We start from the raw sequence: 14,813 nt of genomic DNA on the forward strand, positions 1-14,813 counted from the left end.
AGAGGCCTGTCGCTCGGCGGGGCGACCGTGGCAAGACTCACACAGAGCGCTGGTACGCGCGGATCGAGCGCACGGCCCACACGAACGCGAGCGCGGCGAGCGCCGTGAGGCCCCCGATCTGCCACCACCCGTTGTCGGGGAAGGTGCCGTTGAGGCCCCCACGACCGAGCTCGACGGCCCAGGTCATGGGGTTCCAGCGGGCGACGTCCTGCACCCACTGCGGCATGAGGTCGGCGGGCATCATCGTGGTCGACAGGAACGTCGCCGGCAGCACGATGAGCTGCGACAGGCTGATGAGCGCGATCTGGCTGCGTGCGGTGAGCGCGACGGCCGTCGACGCGCAGCAGAAGATCGCGGCCAGCAGTGTCGCGACGCCCAGCGCCATGAGCATGCCGCCGAGGCCGCCCGGGTAGCGGGCGCCGGCGAGCCAGCCGATGCCCAGCACGACGAGCGACTGCGCGAGGCTGATGATCAGCTGCTGCACGAGCGGGCCCGTGATGATGGCCGAGCGCGACACCGGCGAGGTCAGGTACTGGTCCATGACGCCCGAGTTGATGTCGTCGATGTAGCCGGTGCCGGCCCAGGCGCCCGAGTACAGCACCGTCATCATGAGGATGCCGGGCACCAGGTAGTCGATGTACCCGTCGCCGCCGAACTGCGGCAGCGCGCCCAGCGAGTGGAAGACCTGTCCGAACAGCACGATCCAGATGACCGGCTGGATGAGTGACATCACGGGCCCCCACACCTGGCGGAGCGTCGCGATGAGCCAGCGGCGCAGCACCTGGCCGGCCTGGGTGAACCAGCCGGCGCGCGACGGCGCGGCGGTGGCGGCGGTGAGGGCGATGACGGTCATGCTGCGACTCCTTCCGGAGCGGTGACGGCGTCACCGAAGGTGTGGCCGACGAAGTGCAGGTACACGTCGTCGAGGGTGGGGTGGGATGCCGCGACCTGGCCGAAGCGGATGCCGGCGGCATCCAGCGCCGCGATCACGGCGCCGACGGCGGCCGAGGCGTCGTCGGTGCGGGCGGCGAGGACGCCGTCGACGCCGGACGCCTCGACCACCACGTCGCGCAGGCCCGGCACGCGGGCGATCGCGGTGCGGACCGCCGCCGCGTCGGGCTCGACGAGCGAGACCCGCAGCGAGTCGCCGTGCAGCGCCGCCTTGAGCTCGTCGGGCGTGCCCTGCACGACCGCTCGGCCCTTGTTGACGAGCAGCAGCTCGTCGGCCAGGCGATCTGCCTCTTCCATGTAGTGCGTCGTCAGCACGACGGTGAGGGCCTCCTCGCCCGACAGGCGCCGGATCTCGGCCCACATCGCCGCGCGCGCCTCGGGGTCGAGCCCGGTCGTGGGCTCGTCGAGGAACAGCACGCGGGGGCGGTGCACGAGCGCCGCCGCGACGTCGAGCCGGCGGCGCATGCCGCCCGAGAACGACCCGACGGGACGGGTGGATGCCTCGGCCAGCCCGAACTCGTCGAGCAGCCGCGCGGCGCGGCCGCGGGCATCCCCCGCGCTCACCCCGCGCAGGCGTGCGGCGATCTCGAGGTTCTCGCGGGCGGTGAGCAGCGGATCCGTGCTCGCCCCCTGCGACACGTAGCCGATCGCGGCGCGGACGGCCGCCGGGTCGGCGGCGACGTCGTGGCCCGCGACGATCGCCGTGCCGCTCGTGGGGCGCGACAGGGTCGTGAGGATCTTGGTGGTCGTGGACTTTCCGGCGCCGTTCGGGCCGAGCAGGCCGAACACGCGGCCCGCGGGGACCGAGAATCCGAGGCCGTCCAGCGCCCGCACGACGGGCCGGCGGCCGCGGCCCGGGTAGACCTTCACGAGGTCGCGGGCGACGATGGCGTGGTTTTCGGGCATGGCGAAGCATCCCTTCCTTCGAATGGGTCGATGAATGGCCGAGGGGGCGACGGTGCGGCCCCCTCGGGTCAGGACTTGTCGGCCTTCTCGGGCGCGAACAGCATGCGGGCGAGGAGCAGCATCATCAGCGCGAAGCCGCCCACGAAGGCGATCGGCGCCCACCACCAGCCGACCGTGAACACCAGCACGGCGATGACGGCGAAGGTGATGAGCCAGATGGCGGCGGTGTACACGCCGAAGCGTGCGGCGGTCTCGGGCTCGCGCTCGAACCGGTTGGGCGGCGTCGCCGCGGCGAGCTGCCGCGTCCAGGCCTTGTGCCGGTTGGTCTGCGTGGCGCCGAGGAACGAGAACAGGATGATCGAGGCGATGATCCCGAGCGCGGCGAACACGATGCCCCACATCGGCATCGAGCCGAAGGCGACGAGCGCGACGAAGCCGAGGCCGAACGAGCCGAGGAGCGTCGCGAGGAAGTAGCCCGCGGCACGGTTCTGCGGCATCGGGTGGTTGGTGGTCGTCTCTTGCGAGAGCGAGTCGCCCACGATCAGGGCGAGCGCCGTCGACGCCATGCCGAACAGCCCGATCTGCGGGCCGATCGGCAGGGGCAGCACTCCGCTCGCGCCGAGGATCGCCAGAGTGATCCCGACGACGGCCGCGATCGAGTACGCCACGGTCCGCACGACGTAGCCGGGCTTCGGGCGCACGTGGTGGCGCTGGATGAGCGCGGTGTACTCGTCAGTCGTGCGCCGGGGGGCGGCATCCGACGTCTCTTCGAGCAGTTCGCGCACGTCGCCGAGCTCGGCGACAGCCTGGTGCGCCGCGTCGGAGGGCGCCGCGCCCGCGGCCTCGAGCTCGTCGGCGCGGGCCATCAGGTTGGCGCGGACCTCTTCTTTCAGGTCCTGGGCGTCGGGGGTCATCTCGATACCCTGGAAGGCCTCGTCGAGCAGGCGGTGGATGTCGGTGTTCATTGCTGGCTCTCCTTCACGTCGAGCAGTTCGTCGATGATGCGCCGGGTCGCGGTCCACGCCGCGACGTTGCCGCGGAAGACCGCCCGGCCGGCGTCGGTGATGCGGTAGTACTTGCGGCGGCCGCCCTGGGACTCGTCTCCCCAGTAGGACTCGACCAGCCCGTCCTTCTCGAGTCGGCGGTACGTCGCGTACAGCGTCGCCTCTTTGATCTCGTAGTCGCCGCCTGTCGCATCGCGGATCGCCTTGTAGATCTCGAAGCCGTAGGCGTCGCCGCGCCGGAGCACGCCGAGCACGATCGTGTCGGTGTGCCCGCGCAGCAGGTCGGCTGCGAACGCGTCGTCTTGTGTCATGTCCAGTACTGTATCACGTCAAGTACTCGTGGGCATCAAGTACTTTGCCAGACCGATATCATCCGATCGGCTATCGAGGTCGATCCTGGCGGGCGATGCGCCACCCGAACGGCGAGCGCAGAATCGAAGCGGTCTCGACCTCGACCGCGTCAACCTCAACGGCTGGACGGAGCTCCTGGAGGCTGTCGTCTTCGGGACGGCGGAGCCGGTCAGCAGGAGATCGCACGCCTGCTGCTCGCCGCGGGTGCAGACCCCGGCATCCGCGACGCGGCCGGTCTCACCGCGCGCGAGGAGGCCGAGCGCCGCAGCTTCACCGAGCTCGCGGGCATCCTTGCCGCCGCCCGTTGAGCGACACCCGCCCCCGCCAACGGATCGAGACTCTCCACCCGGTCGTTGAGCGAGCGGAGCGAGACGAAACGCCGCGAGCCGCGCTCAGGACTCGCCCGCCTCGCCGCCTCTGCGTCGGGTCGTGTTCTCGAGGCCTGCTCACGACGTTTCGTCTTCGCTCGTTCCTCGCTCCGCGGGGCGACCGGGGGGGGGTGACACTCAGCTCGCGGCGAGGCGCGCCTTCTCGGCAGCGACGTCGAACGTCGCGGCGGGCCAGTGCGGGTCGATGGCCTCCAGCGCCTCGAGCAGGAGGTGCTGCACTGCCAGGCGCGCGTACCACTTGCGGTCGGCGGGCACGACATGCCAGGGCGCATGCTCGGTGGAGGTGCGCTCGAACACCGTCTGGTAGGCAGCCATGTACGACGGCCACAGCTCACGCTCGTCGACGTCGCCCGGGTTGTACTTCCAGTGCTTGTCGGAGCGGTCGAGCCGCTCCATGAGCCGCTCCTTCTGCTCGTCGGGCGAGATGTGCAGCATGACCTTGACGATGCGGGTGCCGGCGTCGCTCACGCGCTTCTCGAACTCGTTGATCGCCCCGTAGCGGCGCTCGATCTCGTCGGCGGGTGCGAGGGAGCGCACGCGGCCGATCAGCACGTCCTCGTAGTGCGAGCGATCGAAGACGCCGATGAGCCCGGGCTCGGGCAGCCGCTTCTCGATGCGCCACAGGAAGTCGTGCTCGAGCTCTTCGGGCGTCGGCTTCTTGAACGCGGCGAGCGCGATGCCCTGCGGGTCGGTCGACCCGACGACGTGGCGGATGATGCCGCCTTTGCCTGCCGAGTCCATGGCCTGCAGCACGAGCAGCACCGACGCGTTCGTCGCGTCGACGCGGCTCTGCGCGAACAGGCGCTCCTGATACTCGTCGAGCTGCTGCGCGCCCGACTTCAGATCTTCGGCGGCGGCGTGCTTGTCACGCTCGTACCCGGGCGTGGCGCGGGGGTCGACGTCCGCGAGGACGAAGCCCTCGTCGACCCGCAGGAGCTCGGCGACGTCGCCGCTCCAGTGCTTCTGACTCAAGGCGATCATTCGCCCATCATGTCGGAGATTCGGGATGCCGGGGCTCAGCGCTCCAGCGGGACCTCGATGAGCTGGCGGCCCCCGATGGGCGAGGTGAGCGCCTGGTCGAGCGCAGAGCGCGTGGTCACGCGGCGGTACTCCCACCCGTAGGCGAGCGCGAGCTGCTCCAGCCGCACCGTGTGCGGGGTGTAGAGCACGCGGTCCATCGCCTCGGCGCCGGCGACACCGGCCACCTCGAGCCCGTCGAAGATCGTGCCGCCGCCGTCGTTGCCGACGATCAGCTGCAGACGCGGCTCGTCCTCGTGGGGCGGCAGCAGCAGCCCGCCCACGTCGTGCAGCACCGCGAGGTCGCCGAGCAGCACGCGCGTGACACCGGCCCCCGAACCCGACTGGCTGGCCAGCGCGATGCCGGTCGCCGTGGCGATCGTGCCGTCGATTCCGGCGAGCCCGCGATTGGAGTGCACCGGCACCTTCTTGCCCGGCAGCACCTCGTCAGCCACGCGGACCAGGCGCGACGAGCCGAACACGAGCCGGTCGTGCGGCCAGGTCGCCCGCCACACGGCGTCGACGAGCGCGGCACGGTCCAGCGGCGCCCGGATCACCTGCAGCTCGGCGGCGATGGCCCCGAGCCGTTCGGCGGGCTCGGCCGACGACAGACCGTCGGCATCGGGCGCCGGGGGCGTGAGATCGACGGCCGCAGCGCGGGATGCCCGCATCCACTCCCCGAGCCAGGCGCGATCCGGGTCGCCGGTCGCGACCGCGATGCGGTCGGCGGCGACAGTGGCACCGTTGAGGTTGAGCGGCTCGCCCGGTCCCCTGACCGCGATCACCTCGACGTCGGGGTCGGCCAGCAGACGCGCAGCCTCGCGACTGAGCGTCGGATGACCGAGCACGACGACGCGTTCGATGCGCCCGCCGAGCGCCGGGTCGCGCAGCAGTGCGCGGTAGCCGTGCACGAGCTGCCGGCCGAAGCGCGCGCCGCTGACGATCTCGGCGATGAGAGGCCAGCTGCCGACGTGCGCGAGCTCCTCGGCATCGGTGCCGGCGTCGGCGCCCGCGAGCACCACGGTGCGCGGGCCGCGTTCGAGCACATACGGGGCGTCCTCGGGCTCGGTCGGGACGTCGGACTCGCCGATGCCGCCCCCGCCCTGGTAGAGCGCTCCGGATGCCTCCTCTTCGGGCTGCTCGTCGACCGGGGGCCCGTCGGGGTCGAGGTCACTGGTCGCCGCGAGCTCGGTCGCCGGCACGCCGAACCACGGCGGCAGGGCGCCGGCGAGCGGCTCACGGTAGGGAAGGTTGAGGTGGACCGGACCGGGCGACCACGTGCCCTCGCCGAGCGCGGCGGCGATCGCCGCCTCGGCGACGGCGCGCAGCATGACGCTCTGCTCGTGCGTGCCGTCGAGGTCGACAGCCTCGGGGACCGGCAGGTCTGCCTCGAACCGCACTGTCGGGGCGAACATTCCAGGCTGGCGGGTGGTCTGGTTGGCGCCGACGCCCCGCAGCTCGGGCGGCCGGTCCGCGGTCAGCAGCAGCAGCGGGACCCCGGCGTGATGGGCCTCGAGCGCGGCAGGGAGCAGGTTCGCGACGGCGGTGCCCGAGGTGCACACCACGGCCGCCGGCATCCCGGACTCCCGCCCGATGCCGAGGGCTGTGAAGCCGGCGACGCGCTCGTCGAGACGCACGTGGAGGCTGATCGCCCCTCGGCTCTCGAACTCGGCCGCGACGAGGGCCAGGGCCTGCGAGCGCGAGCCGGGGCTCACCACCACATGCCGGACGCCGAGCTCGACGAGCCGGTTGAGCAGCGCGGCCGCCGCGTCGGTCGCGGGCGCGGCGTCGGTCGCGCGCTCGGCGCTGTGCGGGTCGGTCACGTCAGCCGATGGCTCCGCGCTGACCACGGGCGTCGTCGTCGCCTTCGGCGGGGCGGGCGGGCGGCGTCGCGGGCGGGGTTCCGCCGGTCGCGGCGGTGCCGGGCGTCGCGGTCCCCGTGGCGGGGTCGTCGGATGCCGCAGTCCCTCCCGGAGGGTTCCACTTGGGATCGTCGTCCTCGGAGTCCAGCGCCGCGAGCTCTTCTTCGAGACGGCGGATGCGCTCGTCCTGGTCGCTGATCGAGCCGAGCGTGCCGAGGAACTCGGGGTCGTCGTCGGGAGCGCGGCGCAGCACCGCGACCGAGCCGCGGGCACGACCCACGGCGAGCCACAGGATGCCGCCCAGCACCGGGAACACGACCACGATCAGCACCCAGACGGGCTTGCTCACACCGCGGTGGCGGATCGGAGGCTGGATGGCACAGTCGACGATGGTGAAGACCCAGAACACTGTCGCCACCAGGGCCAGAATGAGCAGCCCACGAGCCATGCCTCCATCCTAGGCGGGCGCGGCCCCTCGCGGGCGGCGGAGGGTCGCTCCGTGACGCAAACGTAGGATGGACGGGTGAAAGCACGCTCCGCCATCGTCTACTCGGTTCTGCGACTGCTGGCGTTCCTCGTGCCCTTCGGCATCATGATGCTGTTCCCGATCATGCGCGAGTACTACTGGCTCGCCGCGATCTTCGCCGCCCTCATCGGGCTGAGCCTGTCGCTGCTGTTCCTGCGCAAGCCGCTCGACGACGTCACCACCGGGCTCGCCGACCGCCGCGCCCAGACGCGCGCGTCGGTCTCGGACGAGGATGCCGAAGATGCCGCCGCCGACGCCGCATCCGGCACGGACTCCCCCGACGCCCCCACGTCCTGACCGCCGCCCCGGCGGGATGCCGCGAGCCGCGGCATCCCGATCACACGGGTCTCAGCCGATGAAGGCCCACATGAGGAAGGCGCCGTAGGCGACCGACGTCAGCGACGTGAGGCCGAGGGCGACGACCAGCTCGCGCGGGTCGCGGTACATCCACACGATGAGCATCGCGGGGATGCCGGCGAGCAGCGCGAGGAGCGTGAGCCACGCGATCGGGTAGCCGATCCAGGCGAGGAACACCGCGATGAGGAACGCCACCACCAGGAACACGGTGAACAGCCACTGCGTCGCGCGGCGGCCGATCAGCACCGTGAGGGTCTTCTTGCCGGCGGCGCGGTCCTGGTCGATGTCGCGCAGGTTGTTCGCCAGCAGCACGGCGCATGCGATGAGGCCCGCTGCGACGGCGCCGAACCAGGCCTCCTGCGGCAGGGCGAGCGCCTGCACCCACGTCGTGCCGAGGGTGGCGACCAGGCCGAAGAAGACGAACACGAACAGCTCGCCCAGGCCGTAGTAGCCGTACGGGCGCTTGCCGCCCGTGTAGAACCAGGCGGCGACGATGCACACGGCGCCGACGGCGATGAGCCACCACTGCTGCGTGCGGATCGTGATGGTCAGGCCCGCGAGCGCGGCGATCGCGAAGAACGCCAGCGCCACGAGGAGCACGGTGCGCGGCTTCGCGCGGCGACTGGCCGTCAGACGCGACGGGCCGACGCGGAAGTCGTCGGTGCCGCGGATGCCGTCGCTGTAGTCGTTCGCGTAGTTCACGCCGATCTGCAGCGCCACCGACACGATGAGGCAGAACAGCGCGATCACCCAGTGGAAGACGTCCACCACGATGATCGCGGCGCCCGTGCCGATGAGGATCGGCGTGATCGCGAGCGGCAGCGTGCGCAGGCGCGCGGCGCCGATCCAGTCGCGGGCTGTCGCCTTCTCGACGTGCGCGGGATCGCGCGAGATGTGCGCCTTCTGCGGGTTGCCGCGAGAGTGCTGCTTCTTCGGGCCCGCGGTCTTGCGCTTCTTGCTGGGGGTTCCTGCCACGAGAGCACATCCTAGAGGGCGCGCCGATGCATCGCGGATGACCGGCTCCCCCGGCATCCCTTCCTCGTGAGCCGTGTCCCTGTTTCGCGCGGTCCGTGTCTCGATGGCGGCGCTTTCCGCAGCGCCGTGTGCGCGAGATCGGGACATGGGCGACCCCATGGCGCGTGCGGGCGCGAGCGCGCAGGATGGCAGCATGCTGAGCATCGGATCCACCGTCCTCACCGTCGAAGACATCGGGCGAGCCGGCGACTTCTGGCGGGCCGCCCTCGGGTACGTGAACCGGCGCGATCCGAGCGAGGACTGGGTGATCCTCGATCCGCCGGGCAAGCGGGACTGGGCGGCGGCGGGCGCGAGCCTCGCGCTGTCGGTCACCGGGTACCCGCAGCACTATCCGCCGCGCATCCACCTCGACCTGTACGCGGAGGATCAGTCCGCCGAGGTCGAGCGGCTGCTCGCGCTGGGCGCCCACCGCGTGGACTGGGACCACTACCCCGAGGGCGCCGACTGGGTGGTGCTCGAAGACACCGAGGGCAACCGCTTCTGCGTCGTCGAGACCGGTCCGTACCCTGCGCCATAGCCCGCGGCATCCCGGTGCCGAACCGTCGCAGAAGGCCGCTCGCCCTCCCGGGAACCGCCACGTCGCGACGGTTCGCGGGCGGAATCAGTGCAGGGCGGCGACCGCGCGGCGGATGGCCTCGCGGTCGGGCTTGCCCGAGGGCAGCGTGGCGAGCTCGTCGACGAGCACCAGCCGTGACGGACGGGCGTGCGAGCCGATCTCGGCCTGCACCGCGGCGCGCGCCTCCTCGAGCTGCACCGCTTCACTCCGGCGCAGGGCCTCGCCGCGCGAGGCGACGATGACGGATGCCTCGCCCCACCGCTCGTCCGCAATCCCCACCACGACGGCGGTGTCGAGTCCGGGCACCGATCGCACGATGCGCTCGACGCGGTCCAGCGAGATGTTGACGCCGCCCGAGACGATGACGTTGTCGATGCGGCCGTGGATGCGCAGCACGCCGTCCTCGAACAGGCCCGCGTCACCCGTGCGGTACCAGCGGCCGCCGTCGGACTCGCGCACGAACACGGCGTCGGTCCGCTGCTGATCGCCCAGGTAGCCGTCGGCGAGGGTCGGACCCGACACCTGGACCTCTCCGCGCTCGATGCGCACCTGCACGCCGCGCAGCGGCACCCCGTCGTACACGCAGCCGCCGCTCGTCTCGGTCGAGCCGTACGTGCGGGCGATGCGCGCGCCGGCGGCCTCGGCGCGCTCCCGCGTCGCGGCGGGCAGTGCCTGACCGCCGACGAGGATGCACTCGAACGATCGCAGCGCCGCCAGGACGTGCGGGTCGTGGTCGGCGGCGTCGAGCAGCTTCGACAACTGCGCCGGCACCAGTGAGGTGTACGTCGGGACGCGTTCGCCGCCGACGGACGACGCCATCGTGAGCGCTGCAGCGGTGAATGCCTGCGGGGTGAACGCCCCGGACAGGATCGCGGGCTCGCGGTCGGCGACGATCGAGCGCACGAGCACCTGCAGCCCCGCCACGTAGCTCGCCGGCAGCGCCAGCAGCCACGCGCCGTCGCCGATGCGGTCGGCCGTGGACAGCGCGCTCGCGGTGAGGGCGTCACGACCGAGCACCACGCTCTTGGGGACGCCGGTCGAGCCCGACGTCGTGACCACCACCGCGGTGCCCGGTCGCACCTCGGTCGGGAACCCGTCGACCATCCCGAGCCCGAGTGCGGGGCCGGCGCCGTGCAGCGCTCCCCGCAGCGCCCGCAGGATCTCTCGCGGGTCGTGACCGACGACGGGTTCGAGCTTCATCGTGTCAGTAGTGCCAGGGGTAGGGCGACCAGTCGGGGTCGCGTTTCTCGAGGAACGAATCGCGGCCCTCGACGGCCTCGTCGGTGCCGTAGGCCAGGCGCGTCGCCTCGCCCGCGAACACCTGCTGCCCGACCATGCCGTCGTCCACCGCGTTGAACGCGAACTTCAGCATGCGGATCGCCGTCGGCGACTTGGTGAGGATCGTGCGCGCCATCGCCACGGCCTCCTGCTCCAGAGCGGCGTGGGGCACGACCCGGTTCACGGCGCCCATCTCGTAGGCACGCTCTGCCGAATACTCCTCGGCGAGGAAGAACACCTCGCGCGCGAACTTCTGCCCGATCTGCCGGGCGAAGTAGGCCGACCCGTAGCCCGCGTCGAACGAGCCCACGTCGGCGTCCGTCTGCTTGAAGCGGCCGTGCTCGGCCGAGGCGATCGACAGGTCGCAGACGACGTGCAGCGAGTGGCCGCCGCCGGCCGCCCACCCCGGGATGACGGCGATCACGACCTTCGGCATGAACCGGATGAGCCGCTGCACCTCGAGGATGTGCAGTCGCCCGGAGCGGGCCTGGGCCTGCGGACCCACCGACTCCTCGGAGTCGGAGTACTTGTAGCCGTCGCGGCCGCGGATGCGCTGGTCGCCGCCCGAGCAGAACGCCCAGCCGCCGTCCTTGGGGCTCGGGCCGTTGCCGGTGAGCAGCACGACGCCGATGCGCGGGTCCTGACGCGCGATGTCGAGCGCGCGGTAGAGCTCGTCGACGGTGTGGGGCCGGAACGCGTTGCGCACCTCGGGCCGGTCGAACGCGATCCGCGCGATGCGGCCGTCCGTCGAGACGTGTGAGGTGATGTCGGTGTAACCGCCCTCGGGAGCCCCGGCCGCCGGCATCCACAGATCTTCGTCGAACAGTTCCGAAACGCTCACCCGCCCAGCCTACGGCGGCGCGGCGGGGCACGTCATGCGGGCGTCATGGGGAACCGGACAGCCGACGCCGCCGACTACCCTTGATCGGTGACCTCGACTCTTCGCACCCTGGCCATGGCCGCGGCGTCCGCCGCGCTGCTGCTCACCCTCGCCGCCTGTTCGACCCCCTCGCCCGACCCGACGCCGACCGACGCCGCATCCGGCGACCAGACGGCCGTCGTCGCCGTGAAGACTCCGTGCGAAGGTGATGAGGGCGTCACGGTGACCGTCGACGCGAGCGCGCTCGGCGACGCGGACGACGTGTCGGCCACGTGGTGCGTCAGCACGGACGAGGCGATCGTCGCCGCGGACGCCTTCCTCGCCGCGAACGTCTCGACCGAGGGCACCGACCAGTACGGCGACCAGGTCGTGTGCCGCGTCAACGGCGTGCCCGCCGAGGACGTGGCGATCCCCGCCGAGGACGGCTCGGACTACTTCGAGAAGTGCGAGTCGATGCCCGCCGCGTTCGCGTACTGGGCGCTGTGGGTCAAGCCGGAGGGCGCCGAATGGGCCTACGCGCAGGAGGGCCTGGCGACCCAGCAGCTCGAGCCCGGCGAATCCGTCGAGCTGCTGTTCACCCTCAACGGCGAACCGGCCGCACCGGCCTCATGATCGTCCGGCCCGGGCCCCTGCGGGCGGCGGCGATGCTCGCCGCCGGCTTCGTGGCGGCCCGGGTCGTCTACCGCATCCTGTTCCACGGGGCCGATGGCGCAGGGACCGTGCTGCTGCCGCTGCCCGAGGTGCGCCTCGCGCCGCCTTTCGCTCATGTCGTGCTGCTCGGTCCCGTCACGACGGACGGACTCGTGGATGCCGCAGCCAGTGCACTCCCGATCGCCCTCGCGATCCTCGCGTTCGGGGTGCTGAACTCCCTCGTCGATCTGCACCGCGTGTTCGCGCGCGCCTCGCGGCGCGGTCCCCTGCGGGGCGTGGCACGCGCCCTCGCGATCGCGTGGGCGACCCTCCCCTCGCTCGCCGACGGCGCCCGCGCCGTGCGGTTCGCGCAGCGGCTGCGCGGCGAGCGCGGCGGCGTCCGCCTGCTGCTCCCCCTGCTGCAGCGCACGCTGGAGCGTGCCGGTCACGTCGCCGCCGCCCTCGAGCTGCGCGGCTTCGCCGGACGCGGCCTCGACGGCGACTGCCTCGCGCCCGTCGAGGCCCGCGACGTGGCGGCGGGCTTCGGCGGAGGGGATGCCGCGGCCGCCGGCATCCGTCTCCCCTCCGCTCTGACGCTCGAAGCCGGCACCCTCACCCTCGTGTCGGGGGCGACCGGTTCGGGCAAATCGACCCTGCTGCGGGCGATCGCGGGGCTGCACACGCACACCGACGGCGGGTGGCTCGCCGGGACGCTGCGGGTCGTCGGGCACGACCGCGCGGCGGTGCCCCCGCGGGACCTGGCGCAGCGGGTCGGCGTGGTGCTGCAGCACCCGCGCGAGGCGTTCGCCACCGAGCGCGTGCGCGACGAGATCGGGCTCGCGCTGGAGCTGCGAGGCGTCGCCCGCGTGATCGTCGATGCCCGCGTGGCCGAGGTCGCCGACCGGATCGGGATCAGGCGCCTGCTGGATCGCCCGACGCGCGGGCTGTCGGCCGGCGAGGCGACGCTCGTGGCGATCGCCGCGGCGATCGTCGAACACCCCATCCTGCTGCTCGTGGACGAGCCGCTCGCCGACCTCGACGCCGACGCCCGGGTGCGCGTCGCCAGGCTGCTGGGCTCGCTCGCGCACGAGGCCAGCATGTGCGTCGTCGTCGCCGAGCATCGCGTCGCCGCCCTGGCCGCGGTCGCGGACGACGTGCTGCGGATCGAGGACGGCACCGTGCACCCGGTGCCTGCGGCGGAGGTCGCCCCGCAGGTCGCGGACCGCTCGACGGAGGTCGCCCCGCGGGTCGCGGGCCGCGCCACCGAGGCTGCACCGCGTGTCTCCCGCGACGCGCGCGCGGAGCCCGTGCTCTGCGCCCGCGGCATCACCGTGACGCACCGCGGCACCGTCGCGGTGGCCGGTGCCGATGTCGACCTGCGCCCCGGCGAGATCGTCGCGCTCACCGGGCCGAACGGCGCCGGCAAGTCGAGCCTGCTCGCGGCGCTCGCCCTGCCGGCGCGGGGTTCGGACGTCGTCGCCGAGGGCCGGGTGGCGCTGGTGCCCGACGCCTCGGACGACCTCTTCGTGTACGACACGGTCGCCGCCGAGTGCGCCCGGGCCGACCGGCACAGGTCGACGCGCCATGCTTCGTCTCGCCGGCGCTCGCTCAGCGATTCGGGGACTGGGTTGCGGAGGCCGGCAGCGGCGGCTGAGTCTCACGGAGCATCCGAGGTCCGGACGCTGAGCGAGCGAGGCACGAGCGAGACGAAGCGCAACCGTGGCACGCGGGAGCACCTCGGCACCGCCGCGCGCTTCGCCGGGTTCCTCGGCCTGGATCCGGACGGCCCCGAGGTCGCGGAACGACTGGCGCGGCATCCCCTCGATCTCTCGGCCGGGGAGCGGCGCTGCCTGGCGCTCGCCGTCCAGCTCGCGACCCATCCGCGCGTGATGCTGGTGGACGAGCCGACGCGCGGCCTCGACCCCGCCGCCCGCGCCGTCGTGTGGGCGGCGCTCATGTCGCTCGCCGACGACGGCACGGCGGTGCTCGTCGCCTCGCACGAGCCGGAGGTCGCCGCACACGCCGACAGTGTCCTCGTGATGCGCGACGGGGTGCTGACAGCTGCCGCTCCCGCTTCTGCGCACCCGCGCGTGCAGGGAAATCAGGAGAATCGCACGCCGCCGTCGCGCGAGGCGCGGAATCCCGCGGGAGCCCTGGCCCCGACCAGCGGATCTCCTGAATTCCGCACGCGACCGGCCCGGCCACCGGCATCCCGTCCCCCGCTGCTTCCGGTGGCGGCGCTCGTCGCGGCGAATCTCGTGGCGCTCGGCGCGTTCTGCTGGCCCCTCGTGGCGACGGCGGTGCCGTCGCAGGCCTACGCCGCCGTGCCGATCGCCGCCCTGGCGCTCGCGCCGCTGGCGGTGCTCGTGGTGATCGCGACGCTCGACGGCACCGTCCGGTCGGCGCACATGCTCGCGCTGCTCGGGACCCTCGCCGCGATCGGCGCGGCGGTGCGCATCGCGAGCACGGGCGTCGGAGGCGTCGAGGCCGTGTTCGTGCTGCTGATCCTCGCGGGGCGGGCGTTCGGCGCACGGTTCGGCATGCTGCTCGGGATGGCCTCGATCGCCCTGTCGACGCTCGTCACCGGCACGTTCGGGCCGTGGACGCCGTTCCAGATGTTCGCCTGCGCCTGGGTGGGCGCGGGCGCCGGCCTGCTCCCCCGGCTGCGCTCGCGCGCGGGCGAGATCGCGATGCTCGCCGTCTATGGCATCGTCGCGTCGTACGTCTTCGGGCTGCTCATGAACCTCTGGTACTGGCCGTTCGCCGTCGGCTACGGCACCGGCATCTCGTACGACGGATCGGCGCCGCTGGCGGTGAACCTGTCGAGCTTCCTGCTGTACTCGCTGGTCACGTCGACCCTCAGCTGGGACACCCTCCGCGCCGTCACCACCGTCATCGGCCTGGTCGTCGTCGGGCGTCCGGTGCTCGCCGCCCTGCGGCGCACGAAGCCGCTGCAGCCCGTTCGGGTGCTCGGATCAGCTCCGCAGTCGTTTTCTGCGGCCGCGGCCGCCGCTGACCGCAGGACGTGACTGCGGAGCGATCCACGGCGCCCGGACCCTCGTGAGGGAGAT

General features: G+C 72.6%; 14 protein-coding genes. 4 read left to right on the forward strand and 10 right to left on the reverse strand.

From position 1 onward, the window contains the following. Positions 1-37: 37 nt before the first annotated feature. From ABEA46_RS13560 to ABEA46_RS13590, 7 genes are all read right to left on the reverse strand, one after another. Positions 38-853, reverse strand: coding sequence for an ABC transporter permease (locus ABEA46_RS13560; RefSeq protein ID WP_345545082.1), 816 nt, complete (start codon positions 851-853; stop codon positions 38-40). Continuing rightward, positions 850-1,857: an ABC transporter ATP-binding protein gene (locus tag ABEA46_RS13565; RefSeq protein WP_345545083.1), complete on the reverse strand. Its 1,008-nt coding sequence runs from the start codon at positions 1,855-1,857 to the stop codon at positions 850-852. Before ABEA46_RS13565 ends, ABEA46_RS13560 begins: the two co-directional genes overlap by 4 nt. A gap of 68 nt (positions 1,858-1,925) precedes the next feature. Then, on the reverse strand, positions 1,926-2,822 hold the full coding sequence (locus tag ABEA46_RS13570; RefSeq protein WP_345545084.1) for a permease prefix domain 1-containing protein: 897 nt from the start codon (positions 2,820-2,822) through the stop codon (positions 1,926-1,928). After that, positions 2,819-3,172, reverse strand: a complete 354-nt coding sequence (locus tag ABEA46_RS13575) for a PadR family transcriptional regulator (RefSeq protein ID WP_141896511.1) — start codon at positions 3,170-3,172, stop codon at positions 2,819-2,821. Before ABEA46_RS13575 ends, ABEA46_RS13570 begins: the two co-directional genes overlap by 4 nt. Before the next feature lie 546 nt (positions 3,173-3,718). Beyond that, entirely contained in the window at positions 3,719-4,582 is an 864-nt protein-coding gene (locus ABEA46_RS13580; RefSeq protein WP_345545085.1) for a PPK2 family polyphosphate kinase, read from the reverse strand. Positions 4,583-4,617: 35 nt separating this feature from the next. Beyond that, complete coding sequence (gene menD, locus ABEA46_RS13585) at positions 4,618-6,441, reverse strand: 2-succinyl-5-enolpyruvyl-6-hydroxy-3-cyclohexene-1-carboxylic-acid synthase (protein ID WP_345545086.1); 1,824 nt, start codon at positions 6,439-6,441, stop codon at positions 4,618-4,620. Between the two features lies 1 nt (position 6,442). Then, positions 6,443-6,928, reverse strand: a complete 486-nt coding sequence (locus tag ABEA46_RS13590; protein WP_345545087.1) for a PLDc N-terminal domain-containing protein — start codon at positions 6,926-6,928, stop codon at positions 6,443-6,445. A gap of 75 nt (positions 6,929-7,003) precedes the next feature. Between ABEA46_RS13590 and ABEA46_RS13595 the strand changes: the two genes are divergently transcribed. Then, on the forward strand, positions 7,004-7,303 hold the full coding sequence (locus tag ABEA46_RS13595) for a DUF4229 domain-containing protein (RefSeq protein WP_345545088.1): 300 nt from the start codon (positions 7,004-7,006) through the stop codon (positions 7,301-7,303). Between the two features lie 51 nt (positions 7,304-7,354). On the opposite strand, the gene ABEA46_RS13600 is transcribed toward ABEA46_RS13595, so the two are convergent. Next, a complete protein-coding gene (locus ABEA46_RS13600) occupies positions 7,355-8,338 on the reverse strand; it encodes a 1,4-dihydroxy-2-naphthoate polyprenyltransferase (protein ID WP_345545089.1) in 984 nt (327 codons plus the stop codon). Between the two features lie 193 nt (positions 8,339-8,531). Between ABEA46_RS13600 and ABEA46_RS13605 the strand changes: the two genes are divergently transcribed. Further along, positions 8,532-8,915 carry a VOC family protein gene (locus ABEA46_RS13605; RefSeq protein ID WP_345545090.1) on the forward strand — a complete coding sequence of 128 codons (384 nt, stop codon included), beginning with the start codon at positions 8,532-8,534 and terminating at the stop codon, positions 8,913-8,915. Positions 8,916-8,999: 84 nt separating this feature from the next. On the opposite strand, the gene ABEA46_RS13610 is transcribed toward ABEA46_RS13605, so the two are convergent. Further along, a complete protein-coding gene (locus tag ABEA46_RS13610; protein ID WP_345545091.1) occupies positions 9,000-10,154 on the reverse strand; it encodes an AMP-binding protein in 1,155 nt (384 codons plus the stop codon). 4 nt (positions 10,155-10,158) lie between these two features. Then, positions 10,159-11,073 (reverse strand): 1,4-dihydroxy-2-naphthoyl-CoA synthase, encoded by a 915-nt coding sequence (locus ABEA46_RS13615; RefSeq protein WP_345545092.1) that lies wholly within the window; start codon positions 11,071-11,073, stop codon positions 10,159-10,161. Between the two features lie 87 nt (positions 11,074-11,160). Here ABEA46_RS13615 and ABEA46_RS13620 point away from each other — a divergent pair, with 87 nt between their 5' ends. Both ABEA46_RS13620 and ABEA46_RS13625 read left to right on the forward strand, forming a co-directional pair. Further along, entirely contained in the window at positions 11,161-11,724 is a 564-nt protein-coding gene (locus ABEA46_RS13620) for a hypothetical protein (protein WP_345545093.1), read from the forward strand. Continuing rightward, entirely contained in the window at positions 11,721-14,771 is a 3,051-nt protein-coding gene (locus ABEA46_RS13625) for an ATP-binding cassette domain-containing protein (protein ID WP_345545094.1), read from the forward strand. Before ABEA46_RS13620 ends, ABEA46_RS13625 begins: the two co-directional genes overlap by 4 nt. The last annotated feature ends 42 nt before the right edge of the window (positions 14,772-14,813 follow it).

The organism is Microbacterium jejuense, assembly GCF_039544225.1.
GTDB classification, from domain to species: domain Bacteria; phylum Actinomycetota; class Actinomycetes; order Actinomycetales; family Microbacteriaceae; genus Microbacterium; species Microbacterium jejuense.